The organism is Pseudomonas sp. ADAK13 (assembly GCF_012935715.1).
Classification (GTDB): domain Bacteria; phylum Pseudomonadota; class Gammaproteobacteria; order Pseudomonadales; family Pseudomonadaceae; genus Aquipseudomonas.
The window spans coordinates 2,622,690-2,646,742 of record NZ_CP052860.1 but is presented as its reverse complement, the minus strand read 5'-3'; the positions used below and the strand labels follow the sequence as shown (position 1 = coordinate 2,646,742).

Genomic DNA, 24,053 nt, shown 5'->3' with positions numbered 1-24,053 from the left:
ACCCTCTCATCGACTATTTGCGCAACAGGCGCAGACCATTGAACACCACCAGCAGGCTCACGCCCATGTCGGCGAACACCGCCATCCACATGGTGGCCATTCCGAGGAAGGTCACCGCCAGGAAGATCGCCTTGATCACCAGGGCCAGGGCGATGTTCTGCTTGAGGATACTCGACGTTTGCCGCGACAGCCGAATGAATGCCGGAATCTTGCGCAGGTCATCGTCCATCAGCGCGACGTCGGCGGTCTCGATGGCGGTGTCGGTACCGGCGGCGGCCATGGCAAAACCGATCTCCGAACGGGCCAGCGCCGGGGCGTCGTTGATGCCGTCGCCGACCATGCCGACCCGGTGGCCCTTGGCGTAGAGCGCTTCGATGGCTTGCAGCTTGTCGGTGGGCAACAGGTCGCCCTGGGCCTGGTCGATGCCGACCTGATCGGCAATCGCCTTGGCGGTGTGGGTGTTGTCGCCGGTGAGCATCAGGGTCTTGATGCCCAGGTCATGCAGTTGCTGGATGGCTTCGCGGCTGGTGTCCTTCACGGTGTCGGCCACGGCGAACAACGCCAGCGGGCCGGACTTGTCCAGCAACAGGACCACGGACTTGCCTTGTTTTTCCAGAGCGAAGAGCCTCTTCTCCAGGGCCGGCGAACACAGGTTCAGCTCTTCCACCAGGCGGTGGTTGCCCAGGTAATAGACTTCGCCGTTGATTTCGCCCTTCACACCGCGACCGGTCAGGGCCTCGAAGTTATCCACAGTGTGCACGGTGAGGTTTTTATCCACAGCCGCGTTGGCGATCGCCAGGGACACCGGGTGATCGGAACGCCCGGCCAGGCTCGCGGCCAAAGCCGGCGCGCTGTCTTCCATGTTCGGGAACAGCGCCAGGTAATCGGTTTGCACCGGTTTGCCGTGGGTGATGGTGCCGGTCTTGTCGAGGGCCAGGTAGTCGAGCTTGTAACCGCCCTCCAGGTACACGCCGCCCTTGATCAGGATGCCTTTGCGCGCCGCGGCAGCCAGCCCGCTGACGATGGTCACCGGTGTGGAAATCACCAGCGCACACGGGCACGCGACCACCAGCAATACCAGTGCGCGGTAGACCCATTCAAACCACACGCCGCCCATGAACAGTGGCGGAATCAGGGCCACGCCCAAGGCAAAGATGAACACTGCCGGGGTGTAGACCTTGGCGAAGGTGTCGACAAAACGCTGGGTTGGCGCGCGGGCGCCCTGGGCCTGTTCCACCGCGTGGATGATCCGCGACAGGGTGGAATTGTTGGCGGCGGCGGTGACTGTGTACTCCAGGGAACCGGCCTGGTTGATGGTGCCCGCGAAGACTTTATCGCCCACGGTCTTTTCAATCGGCAGGCTTTCACCGGTAATCGGCGCCTGGTCAATGGTGGACTGGCCGGAGGTGACTTCACCGTCCAGGCCAATGCGCTCGCCAGGACGAACCCGCACAATGGCGCCCAGTTCGATGACTTTGACGTCTTGTTCAACCCAACTGCCGTCAGCCTGACGCACCGTGGCCTGCTCCGGCGTCATCTGCATCAAGCCGCTGATGGCGTTGCGGGCGCGGTCGAGGGACTTGGCTTCGATCAGTTCGGCCACGGTGAACAGGAACATCACCATCGCGGCTTCTGGCCACTGGCCGATCAGGATCGCGCCGGTCACGGCGATGCTCATCAGGGCGTTGATGTTCAGGTTGAGGTTTTTCAGGGCGATCCAGCCCTTTTTATAGGTGGTGAGGCCGCCGCTGAAGATAGAGATCAATGCGACCAGGGCAATCACCCACGTCGGGGCGGCGTTGGTGAAGTGCAGCACTTCGGCGCCCAAGGCACCGACGCCGGACAGCGCCAGCGGCCACCAGTGTTTCTTCGCGGGCGGCTCGGCCGGCGCTACGCCTTCTTCGATGGGATCGGCCTGCATGCCCAGGGATTTGATGGCCTCGACGATCGGCGCAGTGCTCGGCAGGTCGTGAGTTACGCCCAGGATGCGGTTGATCAGGTTGAATTCCAGCTGCTGCACGCCGGCGAGCTTGCCCAGTTTGTTCTGGATCAGCGTTTGCTCGGTGGGGCAGTCCATGGCTTCGATGCGGAAGGTGCTCAGCCGCGAGCCCGCTGTCGGGGCTTCGGTCAACTTCACCAGCGCAGGCGCGGCCTTGCTGGAGCAGCAGGAATCGCCATGGCTGCCATGGTCGTGCTTCTGCACAGGCTTGAGCTTCGGGCCGTGATCGTGCGCGTGGTCATGATCATGGTCGTGGTCGTGGTCGTGCTTGTGCGGGGTGTGGATGGAATCGCTCATTCTGTCGCGTCCGTAAAGGTGCCTGTTGCCAAGTAAAGACCCTGTAGCCACTATAGGGTCAAGCACCCTTTTGGAGATTGCTGCGATGAAGATCGGCGAATTGGCAAAATTGACGGATTGCCAGGTGGAAACCATCCGTTATTACGAGAAGGAAGGCCTGCTGCCGCCGCCTGCGCGCAGTGACGGTAACTACCGCTTGTACACCCAGGCGCACACCGAGCGGCTGGTGTTTATCCGTAACTGCCGCAGCCTGGACATGACCCTTGAGGAAATTCGCAGCCTGCTGGGCTTGCGGGACAGCCCCCAGGACCAGTGCGAAAGCGTGAATGCGTTGATCGACGAGCACATCCACCACGTCAAGGCGCGGATCGACGGGCTGCTGGCGCTGCAGGAACAGTTGCTCGACCTGCGCCAACGCTGTGGCGGCGGGCCGGACCTGGATCAGTGCGGGATTTTGCAGCGGCTGGAAGTCAGCGGAAGTGTCGCGGCCAGCGAGGCGGAGCCCTCGCATGTGGGCAGAAGCCACGGGCATTGAATGTGTACACACAACAAATGTGGGAGCGGGCTTGCTCGCGAAGGCGGTAGATCAGTCATATTTCCGGCGACTGACACACCGCTTTCGGGAGCAAGCCCCCTCCCACATTGATCAGATGGCTACATCGGCCTTGATGCTTGGGTCGGCGTCATAGCCCACGATTTCAAAGTCTTCGAATTTGTAATCGTAGATCGACTCGGGTTTACGCTTGATCACCAGCTCCGGCAGTTTCTTCGGCGTGCGCGCCAGCTGGGTCTGGATCTGTTCCATATGGTTGCTGTAGGCGTGGGTATCGCCCGTGGTGACGATGATCTCGTGAGGGATCAGGTCGCATTGCTGGGCCAGCATATGGGTCAGCAAGGCCAGGGCAGCGGTGTTGTACGGCAGGCCGAGGAATACGTCGGAGCTGCGGATGTACAGCTGCATCGACAGATGACCGTCATGCACGAAGGCCTGGTACAGCAAATGGCAAGGCGGCAGGGCCTGCTTGCCGTCGCGGGCGTTTTGCTGCGGGCTTTTGGTCTCGTCCGGCAGGTACTCGACGTTCCAGCCGTGGAACAGGATGCGGCGGCTGTTGGGGTTGGTCTTCAACGTCTCGACCATGTAGTCGATCTGGTTGATCTTGCCGCCATCCTTGGTCGGCCAGGCGGTCCACTGCTCGCCGTACACCGGGCCCAGGTCGCCGTCTTCGGTGGCCCATTCGTCCCAGATCCGCACGCCGTTTTCGTTCAGCCACTTGATGTTGGTGTTGCCGCTCAACATCCAGATCAATTCGTTGGCGATGCTTTTGAAGTGAAGCTTCTTGGTGGTCAGCAGCGGGAAGCCGTCGGCCAAGCTATGCCGAAACTGACGGGCAAACACGGCCTTGGTGCCGGTGCCGGTGCGATCGCCCTTGGTCAGGCCATTGGTCACGACATCGTTCAGTAGTTCGAGATATTGCTTCATGTGTATACCTGTATCGTTGAAGCCGGGACCCTCGGGCCCCGGCGTTCGAATTTAAAGCGCGGTGTTCTTGATGCCTTGCGGGCGATTGTAAGCCCACCACAGCAGGCCCAGGCCGGCGATGATCATCGGCAGGCTGAGAATCTGACCCATGGTCACCCAGCCCCACGCCAGGTAGCCCAGCTGCGCATCCGGCACGCGCACAAACTCGACGATAAAGCGGAAGATCCCGTAGAACAACGCGAACATGCCCGACACGGCCATGGTTGGGCGTGGCTTGCGCGAGAAGATATAAAGGATCAGGAACAGCGCCACACCTTCCAGGGCGAACTGGTACAGCTGCGACGGGTGGCGCGGCAATTGCGCCGGGTCGCTGAACGGCGGGAACACCATGGCCCACGGCACATCGCTCGGCTTGCCCCACAATTCGGCGTTGATGAAGTTACCAATGCGCCCGGCACCCAGGCCAATCGGCACAAACGGGGCGACGAAGTCCATCAGCTGGAAGAACGACTTGCCGTTACGCCGGCCAAACCACCACGCCGCGATCATCACGCCCACAAACCCGCCGTGGAACGCCATGCCGCCCTTCCACACCTCGAAGATCAAAGTCGGATTGGCGATGTAGGCTGGCAGGTCGTAGAACAGCACATACCCCAGGCGTCCGCCGACGATTACCCCCATCGACATCCAGAACACCATGTCGGAGAGTTTCTCCTTGGTCCAGGTCGGGTCGAAACGGTTCAGGCGCCGGGAAGCCAGCAACCAGGCACCGCCAATGCCGATCAGGTACATCAACCCGTACCAGTGGATTTGCAGCGGACCGATGGCCACGGCCACCGGGTTGATCTGCGGGTAAGGCAGCATTGCGACTCCTCGTTAAATCAATAGTCTTGGCGCATCGGACCATGCCGGTGCGCGATTAAGTCTGCGTTACAGCAAAAAATTCAGCCCCACACAAAACAGCAGCCCGGCGAACAGCCGCTTGAGCAAGCGCGGCGACAACCGGTGCGCCAGGCGCGCGCCGAAACGGGCGGCCACCATGCTGGTCAGGGCAATGCCCAGCAGCGCCGGCAAGTACACAAAGCCGAGACTATGATCGGGCAGCAGCGGATCATGCCAGCCCAAAATCATGAAACTTAACGCACTGGCCAGGGCAATCGGCAAGCCGCAGGCCGATGAAGTGGCCACCGCCTGCTGCATCGGCACACTGCGCCAGGTCAGGAACGGCACGGTCAACGAACCGCCGCCGGTGCCGAAAATCGCCGAAGACCAGCCAATCACGCCGCCCGCCAGGGTCAGGCCAAGCTTGCCCGGTACCTGGCGGCTGGCCTTGGGCTTGAGCTCCAGGGTCATCTGCACGGCGATCACCAGGGCGAATACACCGATGATCTTCTGCAAGTGCGGCCCGGAAATCGCCTCGGCGGTCAGCGCACCAAGGCCCGCGCCCAGCAGGATGCCCACGGCCATCCACACAAAGATCGGCCAGCGCACGGCACCCCGCCGGTGATGCTCGCGCACCGCATTCACCGACGTGAAGATAATAGACGCCAGCGACGTGCCCACAGCGAGATGGGTCAGCACCGAGGGATCGAAGCCCTGCAAGGTGAAACTGAACACCAGCACCGGCACAATAATGATCCCGCCGCCCACGCCAAACAGCCCGGCGAGCATGCCCGCACAGGAACCCAGCAGCAAATACAGGAGAAATTCCATGGGAGCCCCCGAAAACAGACCGGCATGTTAACGGATGCAAAGCACAGGGTTCTATGGGTAGAGTGGGCAAAACACAAAGGGATCGCCTTATGTGCCTGATTGTTTTCGCCTGGCGGCCGGGCCACGCCCAACCGCTGATCGTCGCGGCCAACCGTGATGAGTTTTATGCCCGGCCCAGCCTGCCGTTGGCCCAGTGGCTGGATGCGCCCCATGTTTACGCAGGCAGGGACCAGGAAGCGGGCGGGACCTGGCTGGGAGTTGGGGCCGATGGGCGCTTTGCGGCGCTGACCAATATTCGGGATCCGCACCAGCCGCCGGCGCGAAAGTCTCGGGGTGAGCTGGTGGCGCGGTTTCTCAGCGGTTCGCTGCCGATTGACGACTATTTGGCCGACGTTAACGGCCGATCAATTGAATATGCGGGGTTTAACCTGTTGGTCGGGACGCGGGATGAACTGTGGCATTACAACGCCAAGGAATCAGCGCCGACTCAATTGGGGGCGGGGGTTTATGGGTTATCCAATGCAGGGCTGGATACGCCGTGGCCGAAGTTGTTGAAGGCCACAGCGGCGTTGCAGGCCTCATTGGAAGATCCGCAGCCTGAAGCCTTGCTGGGGATTTTGAGCGACCCGCAGACGGCGCCGTTTGCAGACCTGCCGGACACCGGCGTGGGCTTGGCGACGGAGAGTTTGCTGTCGAGTGTGTTTATTGCCAGTCCCAGTTACGGGACGCGGGCGAGTACGGCGCTGATTGTGAGTGCCGACGGGACACGGCATATCGTGGAGCGCAGTTTTGGGCCCCATGGTGGCAGGCTGGGCGAGGTGGAACTGAAGCTTTAGCTGTGACTGGACTGGCCTCATCGCGGGCAAGCCCGGCTCCCACAGGGAAATGCATTCCAAATGTGGGAGCTGGCTTGCCTGCGATGAAGGCGCCTCGGTTTAGAGGCTTTTTGCAGACGCCGGATTGATCATCCGCGCCAACCCAAGGTTCTTCAGCGCCAATTGCAGCGAGCTGTGGATAACTTGCGGGTTGTCGATGGTCATCAACTCCGCCAGCAGTTCCTTGGCCCGGCTCAGATTGATCTGGCGCAGCATCCATTTCACCTTCGGCAAGTTGGTGGCGTTCATCGACAGGCTGTCAAAGCCCATCGCCATCAACAGCACCGCCGCCGCCGGGTCACCGGCCATCTCGCCGCAGATGCTCACTTGCTTGCCTTCGGCATGGGCGTCACGCACCACGTTCTGCAGGGCTTGCAGCACCGCCGGGTGCAGGTAGTCGTACAGATCGGCCACCCGCGGGTTGTTGCGGTCCACGGCCAACAGGTATTGGGTCAGGTCGTTGGAGCCCACCGACAGGAAGTCCACCTGCCGCGCCAGCTCCTTGGCCTGGTACACCGCCGCCGGAATCTCGATCATCACGCCAATCGGCGGCATCGGCACGTCGGCGCCTTCGTCGCGCACTTCGCCCCAGGCCCGGTGGATCAGGTGCAGGGCTTCTTCCAGCTCGTGGGTGCCGGAGATCATCGGCAGCAAAATGCGCAGGTTGTTCAGGCCTTCGCTGGCCTTGAGCATGGCGCGGGTCTGGACGAGAAAGATTTCAGGGTGGTCGAGGGTAACGCGAATACCGCGCCAGCCAAGGAAGGGGTTGTCTTCCTTGATCGGGAAATACGACAGTGACTTGTCGCCGCCAATGTCCAGGCTGCGCATGGTCACCGGTAACGGATGGAAGGCGGACAGTTGCTCGCGATAAATCGCCAGCTGCTCCTTCTCACTCGGAAAACGCTGATTGATCATGAACGGCACTTCGGTGCGGTAAAGGCCTACCCCTTCGGCGCCACGCTGTTGCGCACGGGCCACGTCCGCCAGCAGGCCGGTGTTGACCAGCAGCGGTACACGGTGGCCGTCGAGGGTCACGCACGGCAATTCCCGCAGGGCGTCGAGGCCCTGGGACAGCTGGCGTTCTTCTTCCACCACTTCGGCGTATTGCTTGCGCAGCACTTCGCTGGGGTTGGTGTAGACCTCGCCGTGGTAGCCGTCGACGATCATTTCGATGCCGTCGACCTTGGAATACGGCAGGTCCACCAGGCCCATCACCGTCGGAATGCCCATGGCCCGGGCCAGGATCGCGACGTGGGAGTTGCCCGAACCCAATACCGAGACCAGGCCCACCAGTTTGCCTTCGGGCACTTCGCCGAGCATGGTGGCGGTCAGCTCTTCACTGATCAGGATGGTGTTGTCGGGGTACACCAGGGTGGTCGAGCGCTCTTCCTGCAGGTAGGCCAGCAGACGGCGACCGAGGTCTTTCACGTCGGAGGCGCGTTCGCGCAGGTAGGCGTCGTCCATCAATTCGAAACGGTTGACGTGATCGGTGACCACCTGGCGCAGCGCGCCCTGGGCCCACTGGCCGGTCTTGATCACGTCCTTGACTTCGCTGCCCAGGGACGCGTCGTCGAGCATCATCAGGTACACGTCGAACAGCGCCCGCTCTTCAGGCCGCAACTGGGTGGCCAGCTTGGTCGACAGGGTGCGCATGTCATTGCGCACGCCTTCGAGGGCGGTCTTGAACAGGATGATTTCAGCGTCGATGTCGGTGACGGTCTTGTCCGGCACCACGTCCAGGTCGGCCGGCGGCAGCATGACCACGGCAGTACCGACGGCAGCACCCGGCGAACCCGGCACGCCGACGAACTTGGCTTCCTGGATGCCTTTGCCCTGGCGCCCCAGGCCGCGAATCGAACCGGTGGCCTCGGCGTGGGCGATAACCCCGGCGAGCTGCGCGCTCATGGTCACGAGGAAGGCTTCTTCACCTTCGTCGAACTGGCGGCGTTCTTTTTGCTGGATGACCAACACGCCGACAACGCGGCGGTGGTGAATGATCGGCGCACCGAGGAACGAGGCGTAACGCTCTTCGCCGGTTTCGGCAAAGTAGCGATAACGCGGGTGATCGGCCGCGTTTTCGAGGTTCAGGGGTTCTTCACGCGTCCCCACCAGGCCCACCAGACCTTCATTGGGCGCCATGCTGACCTTGCCGATGGAGCGCTTGTTCAAGCCCTCGGTGGCCATCAGGACAAAACGGTTGGTCTCGGGGTCCAGCAGGTAAACCGAGCAGACCTGGCTGCCCATGGCTTCCTTGACGCGCAACACAATAATCCCCAACGCCGCCTTGAGATCCTTGGCGGAGTTAACTTCCTGGACGATCTTGCGCAGCGTATTGAGCATGGCTCGGGGTCGAACTCCGTCGTCAGTCGCGCGCTAAAAGGCGCGGGGCAAGCTCTTTAAGAGCGCGACGATAAACCTCGCGCTTGAATGTCACCACCTGGCCCAACGGATACCAATAACTGACCCAGCGCCAGCCATCGAACTCCGGTTTACCGGTCAAATCCATCCGCACCCGCTGCTCGTTGGAGATCAGGCGCAGGAGAAACCATTTCTGTTTCTGGCCGATGCACAGCGGTTGGCTGTGGGTGCGGACCAGACGTTGCGGCAAACGATAGCGCAACCAGCCTCGGGTGCAGGCCAGAATTTGTACATCTTCGCGTTCCAGGCCTACTTCTTCGTTCAACTCACGGTACAAGGCGTCTTCAGGGGTTTCGTCGGGGTTGATTCCGCCTTGAGGAAACTGCCAGGCATCTTGGTTGATACGGCGAGCCCATAGCACCTGTCCGGCATCATTCGTAAGAATAATCCCGACATTAGGACGGAAACCATCGGGGTCGATCACGGCAACAACCTCGCAAACGCATGTCACCGCATTGTTCCACAAAGATTGATACAGCGGCAACGAGGCTGCTTACCTTATGTGCACTCTTGTGAAAAGACCGTATTCTGGACGCCTTTTTACAGACTTTTCAGCGAGTAACTGCAATGCGCCTGGCTTTATTCGACTTGGACAACACGCTTTTGGGGGGTGACAGCGATCACGCCTGGGGCGATTACCTCTGTGAACGCGGGATTCTCGACGCGGTGGCCTACAAGGCCCGCAACGATGAGTTCTACCAGGATTACCTGGCCGGCAAGCTGGATAACGCCGAGTACCTGAACTTCTGCCTGGAAATCCTCGGCCGCACCGAAATGGCCCAGCTGGATGAATGGCACCGCGACTACATGCGCGACTGCATCGAGCCGATCCTGCTGCCCCAGGCGGTTGAATTGCTGGCCAAGCACCGGGCGGCGGGCGACAAGCTGGTGATCATCACCGCGACCAACCGCTTTGTGACCGCACCGATTGCCGAGCGGTTGGGGGTTGAAACCCTGATTGCCACGGAATGCGAGATGCAGGATGGCCGTTACACCGGGCGCAGTACAGATATCCCGTGCTTTCGCGAGGGCAAGGTGACGCGCTTGAATCGTTGGCTGGAAGAGACCGGGTACAACCTGGAGGACAGCTACTTCTATAGCGATTCGATGAATGACCTGCCGCTGCTGGAGCAGGTGACGCATGCGGTGGCGGTGGATCCGGATCCGAATCTGCGCGCTGAAGCCGAAAAGCGTGGCTGGCCGGTGATCACCCTGCGCGGCTGATAACCTGCATTGATCGGTTTTTTGTGGTGAGCGGGCCTGCCCCGCGCGAGGCAAGCCCGCTCACCACAAGTGTTTTGCCAGCCCTTAAACCGGCTTGGCGCCCATCAACCCGGCAATCGCCACAAACCCCACCAGGCTCACCACCGCCAGCGCCACGGTGAAGTTCACACTCCCCGCCCCGCCCAACCGCAGTCGATTAAGCCGCGCCACCAGCCAGAACCAGCTCAGTGCCGCCACGGTGTAGATCACGCTGGAGCCCAGAATCCACGTTTGCCCCAGCGGCCAGCCGATCAAGTGCACCAGCCACCAGCCGGTGAACGGCATGCTCACCACGCAAATGCCCATCAACAGCCACACAAACACCCACGGCCGCTGCACGGTATAGGCAGGCCCTGCGCTGCGTTTGCGCCAGGCCAGCACCGCCAGGGCGAGGCCGCTGAGCAGCAGCAACACCGTGGCCGCGATGTGGATAACTTTAAGGGTGGTCAGCGTTTCCATGTTCTCGATTCCTTGAAGGCCGCCCAGTCAGCGTAGTCGCTCAACCGAGGAACAGTTGGTAGGCCGGGTTGTCACTTTCATCCCAGTATGGGTAGCCAATGGCCTCCAGCGCCGCTGGCACCAGGTGACGCTCGTCCGCCGGCACTTGCAGGCCCGCCACTACACGCCCGTCGGCGGCGCCGTGGTTGCGATAGTGGAACATCGAGATGTTCCAGCGCCCGCCCAATTTGTTAAGAAAGTTGAACAGCGCCCCCGGACGCTCCGGGAATTCGAAGCGAAACACCACTTCATCGCTGACGTGCGCCGCATGGCCACCGACCATATGACGGATGTGCAGCTTGGCCAGTTCGTTTTCCGTCAGGTCCAGCACCGGGAAACCCTGGCGGGTGAGGCTGGCGATCAGCGCGCTGCGCGGGTCGTTTTCCGGGTGGGTCTGCACGCCGACAAAAATGTGCGCCTCGCGACCGGAGTGGTAGCGGTAGTTGAATTCGGTGATCTGGCGCTTGCCCACGGCTTCACAGAAGGCCTTGAAGCTGCCCGGCTTCTCGGGGATGGTCACGGCGATGATGGCTTCGCGGCCTTCACCCAACTCGGCGCGCTCGGCCACGTGGCGCAGGCGGTCGAAGTTGACGTTGGCCCCGGAATCGATGGCCACCAGGGTTTGCCCGGTGATGCCACGGGTCTCGACGTATTTCTTGATACCCGCCACGCCCAGGGCGCCGGCAGGTTCTGTGATCGAGCGGGTGTCGTCGTAGATGTCCTTGATCGCCGCGCAGATTTCATCGGTGCTGACGGTGATCACTTCATCCACGTAATCCTTACAGATGTCGAAGGTGTGCTGGCCGATCTGCGCCACCGCCACGCCGTCGGCGAAGATGCCCACGGTCGGCAATACCACGCGTTCGCCCGCGGCCATGGCGGCTTGCAGGCAGTTGGAGTCGTCCGGCTCGACGCCGATGATCTTGATTTCGGGCCGCAGGTACTTCACGTACGCCGCGATACCGGCGATCAGGCCGCCGCCGCCCACCGGGACGAAAATCGCGTCCAGTGGCCCCGGGTGCTGGCGCAGGATCTCCATCGCCACGGTGCCCTGCCCGGCAATGGTGTGCGGATCATCGTAGGGGTGAATGTAGACGTAGCCTTTTTCGTCGACCAGCTTCAGTGAATACGCCAGGGCTTCCGGGAAAGAATCCCCGTGCAGCACCACTTTGCCGCCACGGGAGCGCACGCCCTCGACCTTGATCTCGGGGGTGGTCTTGGGCATCACGATGGTGGCCTTGACCCCCAGCACCTTGGCCGCCAGGGCCAGGCCCTGGGCGTGGTTGCCCGCCGAGGCGGTGACCACGCCGCGCGCACGCTCTTCGGCGCTCAGTTGGGTCAACTTGTTGTAGGCGCCGCGAATCTTGAACGAGAACACCGGCTGCAAGTCTTCGCGCTTGAGCCAGACCGTGTTGCCCAGCCGCTCGGAGAGCTGGCGGGCGGTCTGCAGCGGGGTTTCTACGGCAACGTCGTAAACGCGCGAGGTGAGGATCTTTTTGACGTACTGTTCAAGCATCGGAAAGCATCACTGGGCGGGTTGGGCAGGGCCAAGGAGTCTAACCCAGCGTTTGGCCGGGCGACCACACGAAAACCGAGGTTTTGTTGGGTTATACTCGCGCCCCTCTTTACTCCCCGCCCGTTCCGGAGCCCGCATGACCCAGGATCAACTCAAACAGGCAGTGGCCCAGGCCGCCGTCGATTTAATCCTTCCTAAACTCGACGATAAAAGCATCGTCGGTGTCGGCACCGGTTCCACCGCCAATTGCTTTATCGATGCGCTGGCCCTGCACAAGGGCGCGTTCGACGGCGCGGTCGCCAGCTCCGAAGCCACGGCTGCACGGCTCAAGGGCCACGGTATTCCGGTGTATGAGCTGAACACCGTCAGCGACCTGGAGTTCTACGTCGACGGCGCCGATGAAAGCGACGCCCACCTGAACCTGATCAAGGGCGGCGGCGCAGCCCTGACCCGCGAGAAGATCGTCGCGGCCGTGGCCAAGACCTTCATCTGCATCGCCGACGCCAGCAAGCTGGTGCCGGTACTCGGCGCGTTCCCACTGCCCGTGGAAGTCATCCCGATGGCCCGCAGCCACGTGGCCCGCGAGCTGGTGAAGCTGGGCGGCGACCCGGTGTACCGCGAAGGCGTGCTGACCGACAACGGCAACATCATCATCGACGTGTTCAACATGCAGATCACCAACCCGGTGGAACTGGAGCGCCAGATCAACGCGATCGTCGGCGTCGTCACCAACGGTTTGTTTGCGGCCCGTCCGGCTGACGTATTGCTGCTGGGTACCGCGGAAGGCGTGAAAACCCTCAAGGCATAAAAGCACCACAGGCCCAGTGTGGGAGCTGGCTTGCCTGCGATGGCATCGCCCCGGTACTACTGAAAGACCGCGTCGCCTGCATCGCAGGCAAGCCAGCTCCCACATTCGATCCTCGCCATGGCTGGGATCGGGTTCATTTCTTGAACACATAGAACAAGTTGGGCTCACTGACCATGTACAACGTGCCGTCGTTGTCCATGGCAATCCCTTCGGCCTGAGGCACGCGCTGCTTCAGGCCATGGCGCCCCTTGAGCAGCGACAGACTGCTCAGGGGACGACCGTCGATATCCAGTTCCAGCACCAGGAATGACTCATCCGACAGCGCCAGCAGATGGCCGCTGCGCTCATCGTATTGCAGGCTCGACAGGTCGCGCACAAACAACCCGGCATCACGCTTGGGGTTGTTGATCACGTGCACCGAGTAGGTTTTTTCCGGTTTGAAATGGGGAAAGCCGTGGACCTCGTAGATCAGCATCGGGTCGCGTTCCTTAGCCACAAACAGGCGCTTGCCCACCGAGTCATAGGCCAGGCCTTCGAAACCCTTGTTGCCGCCCAGGTGCACGCCGAGGGTCATCTGCTCGGCGTCGGCGGCGTCGAGGAACCGGGTGTCGTCATCCACGTGGACCTTGATCAGCCGCTGTTGGCGCTCGTCGCTGATGACGTAGGTGTTGTCGCTGATGTACTCCACGGCCTCGGCATCGCCAAAGCCTACCAGCGCAATACGCCGCAGGATTTTGCCGTCCAGGGACAGCTCGACCAGCTCGGCGTTTTTGTTGGTGACGGTAAACAGGCTGTTGCGCACCGGATCAAAAGTTAGGGCCGAGACATCATCGTTGAGGCCGTCGATCACCTGTGCTTCCAGGCTCACCTGATAATCCCCCAGGCCAATGGAGTGCTCACCGGCGGGATGCCGCCACGACTGCCAGTTAAACCAGGCACGCTCGAACAGGCGCAGTTGCTGAGCGACCACGCCGACAGCCACCAGGGCGATCAGGATCAGAATGAAAAAAGCAGGTTTGGGACGGGCAAGTCGACGCATCAGGGCGGGGCTCAAAGTGAAAACTGGCGAATGAATATCACGGTCGCCTGAATTTAAACTTAAACGCCCCGGGTGTCTGGCGAATGCCGCAGATAGAGAAAAATCTGACGTAATCGAACTACTGTGCCTGCTTCTCGAAGCGATAGAACAGATTCGGCTCGCTGACGATGTACAGCGTGCCGTTCTCGTCCATCGTCACGCCTTCGGCACGCGGAATGGTGTTCTTCAAGCCATTGAAGCCGCCGAGCAAGGTCATGAAGCTGACTTGCTCGCCCTTCTCGTCCAACTCCAGCAGCAGGTGGGAATCGGCCGACAGCGCCAGCAGATGGCCGGTACGCGGGTCGACCGTCAGCGCCGAGAGGTTGCGCATGTCCAACTCACTGTTGGCGAGCTTTTGCTTGTCGCCGGTGAGCGTCTGGCTGCCGTCGCTTTTCCAGGTGAACAGCGCCGGTGGCCGCTCTTCGCCGAGAATCAGCTGTTGGTTGCGCTTGTCCCAGGTGATCGCCTCGAAGGCTTTGTTCTGGTCTTTCGACGGGCCGAGGTCATAGGACGGGAAGTCGGCTTTGTTCAACTGCTGAGTCTGGGGGTCGACCTTGATAATGGTCAGGCTGTGCTGGCGCTCATCGACCACGGCCATCAGGCCGTTTTCCATCATGGTCACGCCTTCCGGGTTGTTCCAGCCGTTGAGCGGCATCTTGCGCAGCACGTCGCCTTGCAGGGTCAATTCAACCAGGAACGGGTTCTTGCCCATCACCGAAAACAGGGTTTTGGTCTGCGGGTTATAGGTCAGGTCCGAGGCTTCGTCTTTCTCCATGCCGGGTAACAGCTTGGCGTCGATCACCGCGTGATAGTCCGGGAGCCAGACGCTTTCCAGGCGCTCGGTCGGGGTCTCGAAGCGCTCCGCCACCCACAACAAGCCGCGATCGTCCCAGTGCATCGCCCAGGCCACGCCATAGATGATCGCGCCCGCCAGGAACAACCAGGAATACCAGCGCATGGCGAGGCGGGAACGCAGCGTAGGTTTTACGGATGGGAGAGGCACGGCCATTACGCTTTCCAGAAAGTCAGCTTTAGGGGATAGCACAGGATCAGAGAGTCCGCGCGCAGGAGGCTGAGGATTATCCGGATGGGGTGTGAAAAAAATGCAAAAACAGATAACACCCGTAGGAGCCGGCTTGCCGGCGATAGGATCACTGCAGTGCAACAGGTACACCGAGTCGATGCCATCGCCGGCAAGCCGGCTCCTACAAAGGCATGTTTAGCGCACGCTGCTTTCGAAGCGGCTCACACCCGGCAATTCCAGCACCAGCTCATCCCCCACATTCAGCGGGCCCACGCCTGCCGGTGTACCGGTGAGGATCACATCCCCGGCCTGCAGCGAGAAGCAGCCGGCCATGTACTGGATCATCGGGATGATCGGGTTGAGCATGATCGCGCTGTTGCCGTCCTGGCGCACTTCGCCATTGATGGTCAGGCGAATGCCGATGTCGGTCACGTCCGGGAAGGTGCTGCCGACGACGAACGGGGCAATCACCGCCGCGCCATCAAACGACTTGGCGATTTCCCACGGCAGGCCCTTGGCTTTCAGCTCGGCCTGTTTGTCCCGCAGGGTCAGGTCCAGGGCCGGGGCAAAACCGGAGATGGCGTCCAGCACTTCCTCACGGCTGGGCTTGGTCGACAACGGCTTGCCGATCAACACCGCGATTTCCGCTTCGTAGTGCACCGAACCGCGCTCGGTAGGGATGGCGAAACCGCCTTCCAGCGCCACCACGCAGCTGCCTGGCTTGATAAACAGCAGCGGCTCGGTCGGTACCGGGTTATCCAGTTCCTTGGCGTGTTCGGCGTAGTTACGCCCGATGCACACCACTTTCCCCAGGGGAAAGTGAATATTGGTGCCGTCGACATACTTGTGCTGGTAGCTCATGGACCGACTCCTTCAGGGACTGTTAAACAGCGAAAATCTTGCCCGGGTTCATGATCCCGTTAGGGTCGAACACCGCTTTCACTGCCTTCATGTATTCAATTTCAACCGGCGAACGGCTGTAGGTCAGGTAATCGCGCTTGGTCATGCCCACGCCGTGTTCGGCGGAGATCGAGCCGTTGTACTTCTGCACCGTCTCGAACACCCACTTGTTGACGGTGGCGCACTTGGCGAAGAATTCGTCCTTGCTCAGGTTTTCCGGCTTGAGGATGTTCAAGTGCAGGTTGCCGTCACCGATGTGGCCGAACCAGACAATTTCGAAGTCCGGGTAGTGTTCGCCGACGATCGCGTCGATTTCCTTCAGGAATGCCGGCACTTTCGACACAGTTACCGAAATGTCGTTCTTGTACGGGGTCCAGTGGGAAATGGTCTCGGAGATGTACTCGCGCAGCTTCCACAGGTTGTGCAGTTGGGTTTCGCTCTGGCTCATCACGCCGTCCAGCACCCAGCCCTGCTCGACGCAGTGCTCGAAGGTTTCCAAGGCCTGATTGGCCACCTCTTCCGTGGTCGCTTCAAATTCCAGCAGCGCGTAGAACGGGCAGTCGGACTCGAACGGCGCCGGCACATCGCCACGGCCGAGGACTTTGGCCAGGGCCTTGTCGGAGAAGAACTCGAAGGCCGTCAGGTCCAGCTTGCTCTGGAAGGCGTGCAGCACCGGCATGATCGAGTCGAAATCGGTGGTGCCCAGCACCATGGCAGTGAGGTTTTTCGGCGCACGGTCCAGGCGCATGGTCGCTTCGACCACAAAGCCCAGGGTGCCTTCAGCGCCAATGAACAGCTGGCGCATATCGTAGCCGGTGGCGTTCTTGATCAGGTCTTTGTTCAGCTCCAGCAGGTCGCCCTTGCCGGTGACGACCTTCATGCCGGCTACCCAGTTACGGGTCATGCCGTAGCGAATAACCTTGATCCCGCCGGCATTGGTGCCGATATTGCCGCCAATCTGGCTGGAACCGGACGAGGCGAAGTCCACCGGGTAGTACAGGCCTTTTTCTTCGGCGACGTTCTGCAATTGCTTGGTGACCACGCCCGGCTGGCACACGGCGGTGCGGTCGGTGAGGTTCACGTCGAGGATCTGGTTCATATAGTCGAAGGACACAACCACTTCGCCATTCGCTGCAACGGCAGCGGCCGACAGGCCGGTGCGGCCACCGGACGGCACCAGCGCCACCTTGTGTTCATTGGCCCAACGGACGATGGCCTGCACCTGTTCGGTGGTCTTCGGGAAGACGATGGCGACCGGGGCCGGCGCGAAATGCTTGGTCCAGTCCTTGCCGTAAGCCTCAAGGGAGTCAGCATCGGTCAGGACCTTGCCAGGCTCAACCAGGGTCTTCAGCTCATCAATCAGGGCAGGATGGGTCATCGACAGAACTCTCGAACAATTCATGGTCATCCTGAGAACGCTTCACGTCGCAGGAATGGGTGTTTAGCGGGGCACGTATGCTAGCATACCGCCCCCGCAGGATAGTGCCCAAGGGCGTTCTGCGGTGACGGCTTTCCTGCCGTCCGGGTCAGCTCGCGCTGCTCGATTCCCTGCCATTTTTCTCCGGGATACAGGTTTACGCAGATGAGCAAGACTTCTCTCGATAAGAGCAAGATCAAGTTCCTTCTTCTGGAAGGCGTCCACCCATCGGCTGTCGACGTTCTGAAAGCCGCTGGGTACTCCAGCATTGAGTACATCACCAGTTCTCTGCCGGAAGCCCAGTTAAAGGAAAAGATCGCCGACGCGCACTTTATCGGCATTCGCTCCCGTACTCAGCTGACCGAAGAGATCTTCGATCACGCCAAGAAGTTGGTGGCTGTCGGCTGTTTCTGCATCGGCACCAACCAGGTCGACCTCAACGCAGCGCGCGAGCGCGGCATCGCGGTGTTCAACGCACCGTACTCCAACACCCGTTCCGTAGCCGAACTGGTATTGGCCGAGGCGATCCTGCTGTTGCGCGGCATTCCCGAGAAGAACGCTTCCTGCCACCGTGGCGGCTGGATCAAGAGCGCAGCCAACTCCTTCGAAATCCGCGGCAAGAAGCTGGGTATCGTCGGTTACGGCTCGATCGGCACTCAACTGTCGGTATTGGCCGAAGGCCTGGGCATGCAGGTGTTCTTCTACGACACCCTGACCAAGCTGCCGCTGGGCAACGCCACTCAGGTGTCGAGCCTGACCGAGCTGCTGGGTATGTCCGACATCGTGACCCTGCACGTACCGGAAACCGCTGAGACCCAGTGGATGATCGGCGAGAAGGAAATCCGCGCCATCAAGAAGGGCGGGATCCTGATCAACGCCGCACGCGGCACCGTGGTCGAGCTGGACGCCCTGGCCGACGCGATCAAGGACAAGCACCTGATCGGCGCCGCCATCGACGTGTTCCCGGTAGAGCCGCGCTCTAACGACGACATCTTCGAAAGCCCGCTGCGTGGCCTGGACAACGTGATCCTGACCCCACACATCGGCGGTTCCACCGCTGAAGCCCAAGCCAACATCGGCCTGGAAGTGTCGGAGAAACTGGTCAAGTACAGCGACAACGGTACGTCGGTGTCCTCGGTCAACTTCCCGGAAGTAGCGCTGCCGGCTCACCCTGGCAAGCACCGTCTGCTGCACATCCACCAGAACATCCCTGGCGTGATGATGGAGATCAACAAGGTCTTCGCGGAAAACGGCATCAACATTTCCGGTCAGTTCCTGCAGACCAACGAGAAAGTCGGCTACGTAGTAATCGACGTAGACGCCGAGTACTCGGACCTGGCGCAAGAGAAGCTGCAACACATCAACGGCACTATCCGTAGCCGCGTGTTGTTCTAATCGTTAAACGCGCACAAAAAAGGGAGACCCTCGGGTCTCCCTTTTTTTGTCTGAACAAATCTTACTTGACGTTAACCGTGATGACTTTCGAGGCTACAGTCGGGTTGAACTGCATGTGCAGTTTGTCGCCGGCGACCAGTTGCAGGGTGTGTTTGCCCGGGGTGAGGGTCAGCTCGGTTTCGGTCTGGGCCTTGCCGTAGTGGATCACGGTGTCGGTGGCCGGGATCGGCACGCTGGCGTCAGGCAATTCTTTCTGGTCGATCAGCAGGTGGTGGTGGCCGGTGCCCGGGTCCTGGCTGGTGGCCGGTGCCAGTTTCAGGCCTTCCATGCCGAATTTCACGGTGAAGGTCTTATCGACGGTGGCGCCATCTTTCGGCGACACGATAAACACCTTGGCACCTTCAGGCGGCGCGCTACGCGGGATGCCATCGGCGGCGGTTGCCAGCATCGAAGCGCCCAATAGCAGGCTGGCCAGGGTTGCACGAGACAAAAGAGCTTTCATTCACTTCTCCAGTTTTTCCGGGAAATCTGTAGGGTTATGACAACTTCGCGACAAATTGCTGTCCAAGGCACTCAACACCATAGCAAAGCGAGCTTGAACAACGCCTCGCTCATTCGAATTCTTTAGGAGAGACCATGCGTTTCCTGCCTGGCCTGTTACTTTTACTGCCCCTTATGAGCCCCTTGGCCCATGCCGAACTGATCGACGATGTGTTTGACCGTGGGGAACTGCGCATCGCCCTGGAAGCCAATACCCCGCCATTCAACTTCAAGGAAGGCGACAAACTCACCGGCTTTGAAGTGGAGCTGGGTGAATTACTGGCCAAGGAAATGGACGTACGCCCCTCCTTTATCACCGTCGATGCCGCCGACTTGCTGCCCGGCGTGGAAAGCGCCAAGTACGACGTGGCAATCAACCATATCGCTATGACTCCTGAACTGGCGGATCGTTTCGACTTCAGCGAGCCCTACAGCTACTCCAGCGCACAGCTGATCGTGCGCAAGCAGGAACAACGCCCGCTGGGCAGCTTTGCAGCGCTCAAGGGCAAGGCATTGGGCGTGGCCCAGGGCAGTCAGTTTGTCGAGCAGGCGCGCACTGCCGAAGGCGTTGATTTGCGCAGTTATGCCGATGCCAAACAGCCGATCAAGGACGTCGCCGACCAACAGATCGACGCGGCCATCAGTGACCGGTTGCTGATTCCCTACGCGATTCGCGACAGCGAGTTACCGGTGAAGGGAGGCGCAGATGTGGGCCCGACGTTGAGCCTGGCGATTCCGTTCCAGAAAGGTAACCCGGCGTTCAAGGCCAGCCTGGACAAGGCCCTGCAACGGGTGAAGGCCGATGGCCGGCTGACGGCGCTGTCGGAGAAATGGTTCGGGATGGATGCGAGCAAGCCAGTGGCCAAGGCCGAATAAACGACTCGGTCAGTGTAGGAGCTGGCTTGCCTGTGATAGCGGTGGGTCAGCACCAAAAATGTAGGCTGATACACTGCTATCGCAGGCAAGCCAGCTCCCACATTTTGATCTATGTCGGGCTTGAGAGTTTTGCCAGGGCCGCCGCCGCTTCAGGCAACTCCAGCTCACTGAACACCAGCACCCCATGGCGCTTGAGCAGCGCCGCCGTCACGCCTTCGCCGGTCACCTTCACGCCGGTAAACGTGCCGTCATAGGTCAGCAGGTTGCCGCAGGACGGGCTGTTGGCCTTGAGCACGGCGATACGGATGTCGTGGCGTTGCACCAACGCCAGCGCCTGGCGGGCACCCTCGAGAAAGGCTTCGCTGAAGTCTTCGCCCAGGGCCGTCAGCACCTGGGCGCGACCCTCCCAGACATCAACCCCCTGCCCGCCCGGAATCTCGGCAGACGGGCGCGGCGTCGGCAAGCCACCCGCCACTTCCGGGCACACGGCAACCACTCGCCCTTCGGCCTGCCACGCGGCCAATTGGTCGAAAGGCCCGCTGGCCCCTCCGTCGTAGCGTACCCGGTGCCCCAGCAGGCAGCGGCTGACCAGAATCTTTTGCATCATCAGAACGGCTCGTTACCCCGCCGGCGAAACCAGCCGGTGAGGGACAGGCGTTCGCGGGTGGCGGGCAGGACTTCATGGGGGATTTCCCCCGACAGGAACACCACCAGGCAACCGCCGGTGGGCACCACATCGTATTCGACGTCGCCCTTGAGGTACATGCGCAACTGGCCACCGTGCTCCGGTAGCCAGGCGTTGTTCAAGTAGATCACCGCCGACACCATGCGCCGGTCGTCGTCGCGAAAGCGGTCCACATGCCTGAGGTAAAACGCCCCCGGCGGGTACATCGCGAAGTGGCTTTCGAAGTCTTCCAGGCCCAGGAACAGACCCCGGTTCATCGCCACCCGCAGGCTGTCCATCAACTCCAGGTAGTTGTCGCAGGCCACCACTTCGCCCGGCTCCAGCCACTGGATATGGTCACCCCGAATGCCCTCGCGAATCTCCTGGGACGGCCCGCGTCCGACGGCTGCCGGTGCCAATTCACCTTCAGCGGCGCGTTTATGGCACTCAGCCGCGAGTTCGAGGGTCAGAGCCTCGGGCAGGAAGATATTCTGCTGCGACCAGCCTTGTGCGGCCAGGTCATCGACAATGCGTAACAGCAGCGGGTGATCGGAGGGTATGGGCATGGCGCGCATAGTATCCATACGCCTGTGAATCCGACAGAGCCGCCGAGCGTCTGAATACACTTTAGTCAGATGACCGATAGGATTTCTCGACAAATCCTACGCCCGACACGGACAATAGTGGCCGACTGACAGGAGTCCCTATGCGTCGTTTGTTTTTTTCCCTGCTGATGTTCTGCGTTTTGCCCGCTTGGGCAGACGGCCATGACCAGTTGTACAAGGTCGCCGGCTGGGCAGACCAGCGCGCGCATTTTAATGACGCCCTCAGTGCCGCCCAGCAACGCTACCGCAACAGCTTGCCGCCCGCCGTGTATCAGGCGCTGGTGGATAACAGCAATAAACGCTTTGCGCCCCAGTCGGTAGACCAGCGGGCCGAGGCACAACTGCGCAAGAACCTGGCAGACCCAAAGCCGGCCCTGGCCTTTTTCCAGTCGCCCCTTGGCCGCAAGATTGTCGCCGCCGAGCTGCTGGCGACCCGTCGCGATCAACTGGCGAAGAATGCCCAGGGCTTGCCGCATATGGAAGCCGACGCCACCCGCAGCCTGATCATCGGCCACCTGGCCCAGGCCCTGCCCGCGCGGGAAGCCGGGGCTGAGGTCAGCCTGGCGATCGCCGGTGTGGCCGCCGACAGTTTGAGCCAGATGATTCCCGGCCTGTTGGGCGGCGGTCAGGCCCAAGGCATGTTGAACGGTCAGCGCGAGCGGCTGATGCAGCAGATTGGCAATGACCTGAACAACACGCTGCTGTACGTCTACCGGGATTTGTCCGACCCGGAGCTGGAAGAGTTCGCGACGTTCGCGGAGTCGCCGGATGGCAAGGCTTACTACAAGGCGGCTCTGGCGGCGATTCGGGCCGGGCTGGCCGTCGGCCAAAGCACCTCAAGCCTGGCACCGTAAACGATGTGGGAGCTGGCTTGCCTGCGATAGCGGTGGGTCAGTAATGAAAGTGTGGCCTGATACACCGCTATCGCAGGCAAGCCAGCTCCCACAGCGAACAGCGTTATTTCAGGTGGTCGGTGAGAAACCTGAAGTATTGCTGCCGAATCTCTGGAATCTCATTCGCCAAATGATGCCTGCCGCGCGGCAGCATCAATACTTCCGGCTGGTCGAATTTGCTGCGCAACACCTTCAGGTTGTGCTGCCAGTCCACCGTCATGTCTTCCTCGCCCTGCACGATCAACGGCCGTCGCGTACTGCGTGGCGCCGCTTCGATGCGCTTGATCCAACGCGCCAGGGCGCCCACCCAGGCGGTCGGCAGTTGCCGGGGCTGCAGCGGGTCGGCCTCCAGGAACGGCTTGAACTGCGGGTCGTTGGTGTTATCGCTGAAGCGCCGGGCGATACCTTTGACGAACGGCCGGAGCAGGTAATAACTGAGCTGCGACCAACCCCAGGCGCGAGGCCGCACCAAGGGTGACAGCAGGAAGGTGTTGCCCTGGGCCGGGCTGTCGGCGCCGTGATTCAGCAGGTGATCCACCACGATAGCGCCGCCGGTGCTTTGCCCGAACAAATGCCACGGCTGCGGCAATTGCAGGGCCCTGGCCTGTTCAAACAGCGCCTGCACCACGTCCTGGTACACCGCAAAGTCATCGATGCTGGCCCGCTCGCCGCTGGACAGGCCATGGCCCGGCAAGTCGCAGGCGATCACCACAAAGCCCTGGTCCAGCGCCCAATCCACGGCGTTGCGGTACAGGCCCATATGGTCGTAGAAGCCATGGAACAGGAACATCGTCGCCACCGGAACGGGCGGCCACCAGACCTGGCAGACCACCTCGAACCCGTCCACCGCAAAGCGCCCCAGGCGGCTTGTTGCCGGCACCTTGCGGGCCGCCAGGTCGAGGCCGTAGAAGCGCTGGTAGACCCGGGCCTCGGCAGAAAGCGGCTGCGCGTCCACCAGGGGCTGCAAGCTTTCGCGTAGATGATCAGGGTCAAACGTAACGGGCATAAGAACTTCCAGACTGTGGCTTCAACGCGTTGAACAGATGAATATCGAGCCGCGATATTCATCTGTCAGGGCAAGCATGGCAAGCTACGCGTCCTCCGAGGATTGATCCAGATGCGACAGCCCTACCGCACCACCCTCTTCGCCAGCCTGATCGTGATTATTTGCGCCGGCGTGTTATGGGCGGCGTATGACTGGTTCCAGGGGCGCTACCTGCGGGCGTTCAGTGAGCATACGGCGGTGTTTTCCGGTGACAGCCTGAGCCTGCCCGCCGAGCTTGCCGGCCCCGGCCCCATCCGCCTGGTGCACTTCTGGGACCCGGCCTGCCCGTGCAACGTCGGCAACCAGCAGCACCTCGGCGAGCTGATCGAGCAGTACGCGCCCCAGGGCGTGGAGTTCTACTCCCTGCAAAAAGCCGGCAGCCACGGCCAACTGCCCGCCACCCTCGGCGCGATGAAGCCCCTCAAGGCCGTGCCCGGCGCCCAACACCTGCCTGCCAGCCCCGCCGTGGGCATCTGGGACCGCAGCGGCAAGCTCGCGTATTTCGGGCCGTACAGCGAAGGGCTGACGTGTAATTCGAGCAACAGCTTTATCGAACCCATCCTGCAAGCCCTCGAAGGCGGGCGCGAGGTCAATGCGACCCACACCCTGGCGGTAGGCTGCTATTGCGAGTGGAACGGGGAAACCTCTCCACCCTGACCGGGCGCAAGCTGAACAGACGCTGTTCGTTCGGCAAACTCGAGCAACTGTATCGGCATGCTCCTGTATCGTAAGCGACTAGCCGTACCAGC

At 61.3% G+C, this 24,053-nt stretch carries 24 protein-coding genes; 8 read left to right on the top strand and 16 right to left on the bottom strand.

Annotation, left to right across the window (positions count from 1 at the left end):
• Nucleotides 1-13: 13 nt before the first annotated feature.
• Nucleotides 14-2,296 carry a heavy metal translocating P-type ATPase gene (locus tag HKK54_RS12280; protein ID WP_169386895.1) on the bottom strand — a complete coding sequence of 761 codons (2,283 nt, stop codon included), beginning with the start codon at nt 2,294-2,296 and terminating at the stop codon, nt 14-16.
• A gap of 85 nt (nt 2,297-2,381) precedes the next feature.
• Here HKK54_RS12280 and cadR point away from each other — a divergent pair, with 85 nt between their 5' ends.
• A complete protein-coding gene (gene cadR / locus HKK54_RS12275) occupies nt 2,382-2,831 on the top strand; it encodes a Cd(II)/Pb(II)-responsive transcriptional regulator (protein WP_017476559.1) in 450 nt (149 codons plus the stop codon).
• Between the two features lie 111 nt (nt 2,832-2,942).
• Here the strand turns inward: cadR and HKK54_RS12270 are convergent, their stop codons facing one another.
• The 3 genes from HKK54_RS12270 to HKK54_RS12260 all read right to left on the bottom strand — a co-directional run bounded on the left by HKK54_RS12270 (nt 2,943) and on the right by HKK54_RS12260 (nt 5,489).
• Entirely contained in the window at nt 2,943-3,776 is an 834-nt protein-coding gene (locus HKK54_RS12270; RefSeq protein WP_010167783.1) for a thymidylate synthase, read from the bottom strand.
• 51 nt (nt 3,777-3,827) lie between these two features.
• Nucleotides 3,828-4,640, bottom strand: a complete 813-nt coding sequence (lgt, locus tag HKK54_RS12265) for a prolipoprotein diacylglyceryl transferase (RefSeq protein WP_010167785.1) — start codon at nt 4,638-4,640, stop codon at nt 3,828-3,830.
• Between the two features lie 66 nt (nt 4,641-4,706).
• Nucleotides 4,707-5,489: a sulfite exporter TauE/SafE family protein gene (locus HKK54_RS12260; protein WP_010167787.1), complete on the bottom strand. Its 783-nt coding sequence runs from the start codon at nt 5,487-5,489 to the stop codon at nt 4,707-4,709.
• Between the two features lie 89 nt (nt 5,490-5,578).
• On the opposite strand from HKK54_RS12260, the gene HKK54_RS12255 reads away from it, so the two are divergent.
• Nucleotides 5,579-6,325 (top strand): NRDE family protein, encoded by a 747-nt coding sequence (locus HKK54_RS12255; RefSeq protein ID WP_169386894.1) that lies wholly within the window; start codon nt 5,579-5,581, stop codon nt 6,323-6,325.
• A 99-nt stretch (nt 6,326-6,424) separates the two neighbouring features.
• On the opposite strand, the gene ptsP is transcribed toward HKK54_RS12255, so the two are convergent.
• A complete protein-coding gene (gene ptsP, locus HKK54_RS12250) occupies nt 6,425-8,704 on the bottom strand; it encodes a phosphoenolpyruvate--protein phosphotransferase (protein ID WP_003213828.1) in 2,280 nt (759 codons plus the stop codon).
• Nucleotides 8,705-8,726: 22 nt separating this feature from the next.
• Nucleotides 8,727-9,206 carry an RNA pyrophosphohydrolase gene (locus tag HKK54_RS12245; protein WP_003176750.1) on the bottom strand — a complete coding sequence of 160 codons (480 nt, stop codon included), beginning with the start codon at nt 9,204-9,206 and terminating at the stop codon, nt 8,727-8,729.
• A gap of 143 nt (nt 9,207-9,349) precedes the next feature.
• On the opposite strand from HKK54_RS12245, the gene HKK54_RS12240 reads away from it, so the two are divergent.
• A complete protein-coding gene (locus HKK54_RS12240) occupies nt 9,350-10,006 on the top strand; it encodes an HAD family hydrolase (RefSeq protein WP_169386893.1) in 657 nt (218 codons plus the stop codon).
• Between the two features lie 84 nt (nt 10,007-10,090).
• Here HKK54_RS12240 and HKK54_RS12235 read toward each other — a convergent pair whose 3' ends face one another.
• Entirely contained in the window at nt 10,091-10,504 is a 414-nt protein-coding gene (locus HKK54_RS12235) for a DUF2269 family protein (RefSeq protein WP_169386892.1), read from the bottom strand.
• Between the two features lie 40 nt (nt 10,505-10,544).
• Nucleotides 10,545-12,059, bottom strand: coding sequence for a threonine ammonia-lyase, biosynthetic (gene ilvA / locus HKK54_RS12230; RefSeq protein WP_010167801.1), 1,515 nt, complete (start codon nt 12,057-12,059; stop codon nt 10,545-10,547).
• A 136-nt stretch (nt 12,060-12,195) separates the two neighbouring features.
• On the opposite strand from ilvA, the gene rpiA reads away from it, so the two are divergent.
• Complete coding sequence (rpiA, locus tag HKK54_RS12225; protein ID WP_003213836.1) at nt 12,196-12,867, top strand: ribose-5-phosphate isomerase RpiA; 672 nt, start codon at nt 12,196-12,198, stop codon at nt 12,865-12,867.
• A gap of 133 nt (nt 12,868-13,000) precedes the next feature.
• Here rpiA and HKK54_RS12220 read toward each other — a convergent pair whose 3' ends face one another.
• The 4 genes from HKK54_RS12220 to HKK54_RS12205 form a co-directional block, all read right to left on the bottom strand.
• Nucleotides 13,001-13,906: an SdiA-regulated domain-containing protein gene (locus HKK54_RS12220; protein ID WP_010167803.1), complete on the bottom strand. Its 906-nt coding sequence runs from the start codon at nt 13,904-13,906 to the stop codon at nt 13,001-13,003.
• Nucleotides 13,907-14,024: 118 nt separating this feature from the next.
• The gene (locus tag HKK54_RS12215) at nt 14,025-14,954 is read right to left on the bottom strand and encodes an SdiA-regulated domain-containing protein (RefSeq protein ID WP_169386891.1); all 930 of its coding nucleotides are present in this window, start codon (nt 14,952-14,954) and stop codon (nt 14,025-14,027) included.
• A 210-nt stretch (nt 14,955-15,164) separates the two neighbouring features.
• A complete protein-coding gene (locus HKK54_RS12210) occupies nt 15,165-15,830 on the bottom strand; it encodes a fumarylacetoacetate hydrolase family protein (RefSeq protein WP_010167806.1) in 666 nt (221 codons plus the stop codon).
• 22 nt (nt 15,831-15,852) lie between these two features.
• Nucleotides 15,853-17,247, bottom strand: coding sequence for an FAD-binding oxidoreductase (locus tag HKK54_RS12205; RefSeq protein WP_010167808.1), 1,395 nt, complete (start codon nt 17,245-17,247; stop codon nt 15,853-15,855).
• Between the two features lie 204 nt (nt 17,248-17,451).
• Between HKK54_RS12205 and serA the strand changes: the two genes are divergently transcribed.
• Nucleotides 17,452-18,681, top strand: coding sequence for a phosphoglycerate dehydrogenase (gene serA / locus HKK54_RS12200; RefSeq protein ID WP_010167810.1), 1,230 nt, complete (start codon nt 17,452-17,454; stop codon nt 18,679-18,681).
• A gap of 61 nt (nt 18,682-18,742) precedes the next feature.
• Here serA and HKK54_RS12195 read toward each other — a convergent pair whose 3' ends face one another.
• Nucleotides 18,743-19,183 (bottom strand): DUF4399 domain-containing protein, encoded by a 441-nt coding sequence (locus tag HKK54_RS12195; protein WP_017139512.1) that lies wholly within the window; start codon nt 19,181-19,183, stop codon nt 18,743-18,745.
• A gap of 134 nt (nt 19,184-19,317) precedes the next feature.
• On the opposite strand from HKK54_RS12195, the gene HKK54_RS12190 reads away from it, so the two are divergent.
• Nucleotides 19,318-20,097 (top strand): transporter substrate-binding domain-containing protein, encoded by a 780-nt coding sequence (locus tag HKK54_RS12190; RefSeq protein ID WP_010167812.1) that lies wholly within the window; start codon nt 19,318-19,320, stop codon nt 20,095-20,097.
• Between the two features lie 109 nt (nt 20,098-20,206).
• On the opposite strand, the gene HKK54_RS12185 is transcribed toward HKK54_RS12190, so the two are convergent.
• Both HKK54_RS12185 and HKK54_RS12180 read right to left on the bottom strand, forming a co-directional pair.
• Nucleotides 20,207-20,701, bottom strand: a complete 495-nt coding sequence (locus tag HKK54_RS12185) for a DUF523 domain-containing protein (RefSeq protein ID WP_010167813.1) — start codon at nt 20,699-20,701, stop codon at nt 20,207-20,209.
• Between the two features lie 2 nt (nt 20,702-20,703).
• Nucleotides 20,704-21,336, bottom strand: coding sequence for a 2OG-Fe(II) oxygenase (locus HKK54_RS12180; protein WP_010167814.1), 633 nt, complete (start codon nt 21,334-21,336; stop codon nt 20,704-20,706).
• Between the two features lie 131 nt (nt 21,337-21,467).
• On the opposite strand from HKK54_RS12180, the gene HKK54_RS12175 reads away from it, so the two are divergent.
• The gene (locus tag HKK54_RS12175; RefSeq protein ID WP_010167815.1) at nt 21,468-22,220 is read left to right on the top strand and encodes a DUF2059 domain-containing protein; all 753 of its coding nucleotides are present in this window, start codon (nt 21,468-21,470) and stop codon (nt 22,218-22,220) included.
• Between the two features lie 103 nt (nt 22,221-22,323).
• Here HKK54_RS12175 and HKK54_RS12170 read toward each other — a convergent pair whose 3' ends face one another.
• Nucleotides 22,324-23,265, bottom strand: a complete 942-nt coding sequence (locus HKK54_RS12170; RefSeq protein WP_010167816.1) for an alpha/beta hydrolase — start codon at nt 23,263-23,265, stop codon at nt 22,324-22,326.
• A gap of 111 nt (nt 23,266-23,376) precedes the next feature.
• Between HKK54_RS12170 and HKK54_RS12165 the strand changes: the two genes are divergently transcribed.
• Nucleotides 23,377-23,961: a DUF6436 domain-containing protein gene (locus HKK54_RS12165; RefSeq protein ID WP_010167817.1), complete on the top strand. Its 585-nt coding sequence runs from the start codon at nt 23,377-23,379 to the stop codon at nt 23,959-23,961.
• Nucleotides 23,962-24,053: the final 92 nt, after the last annotated feature.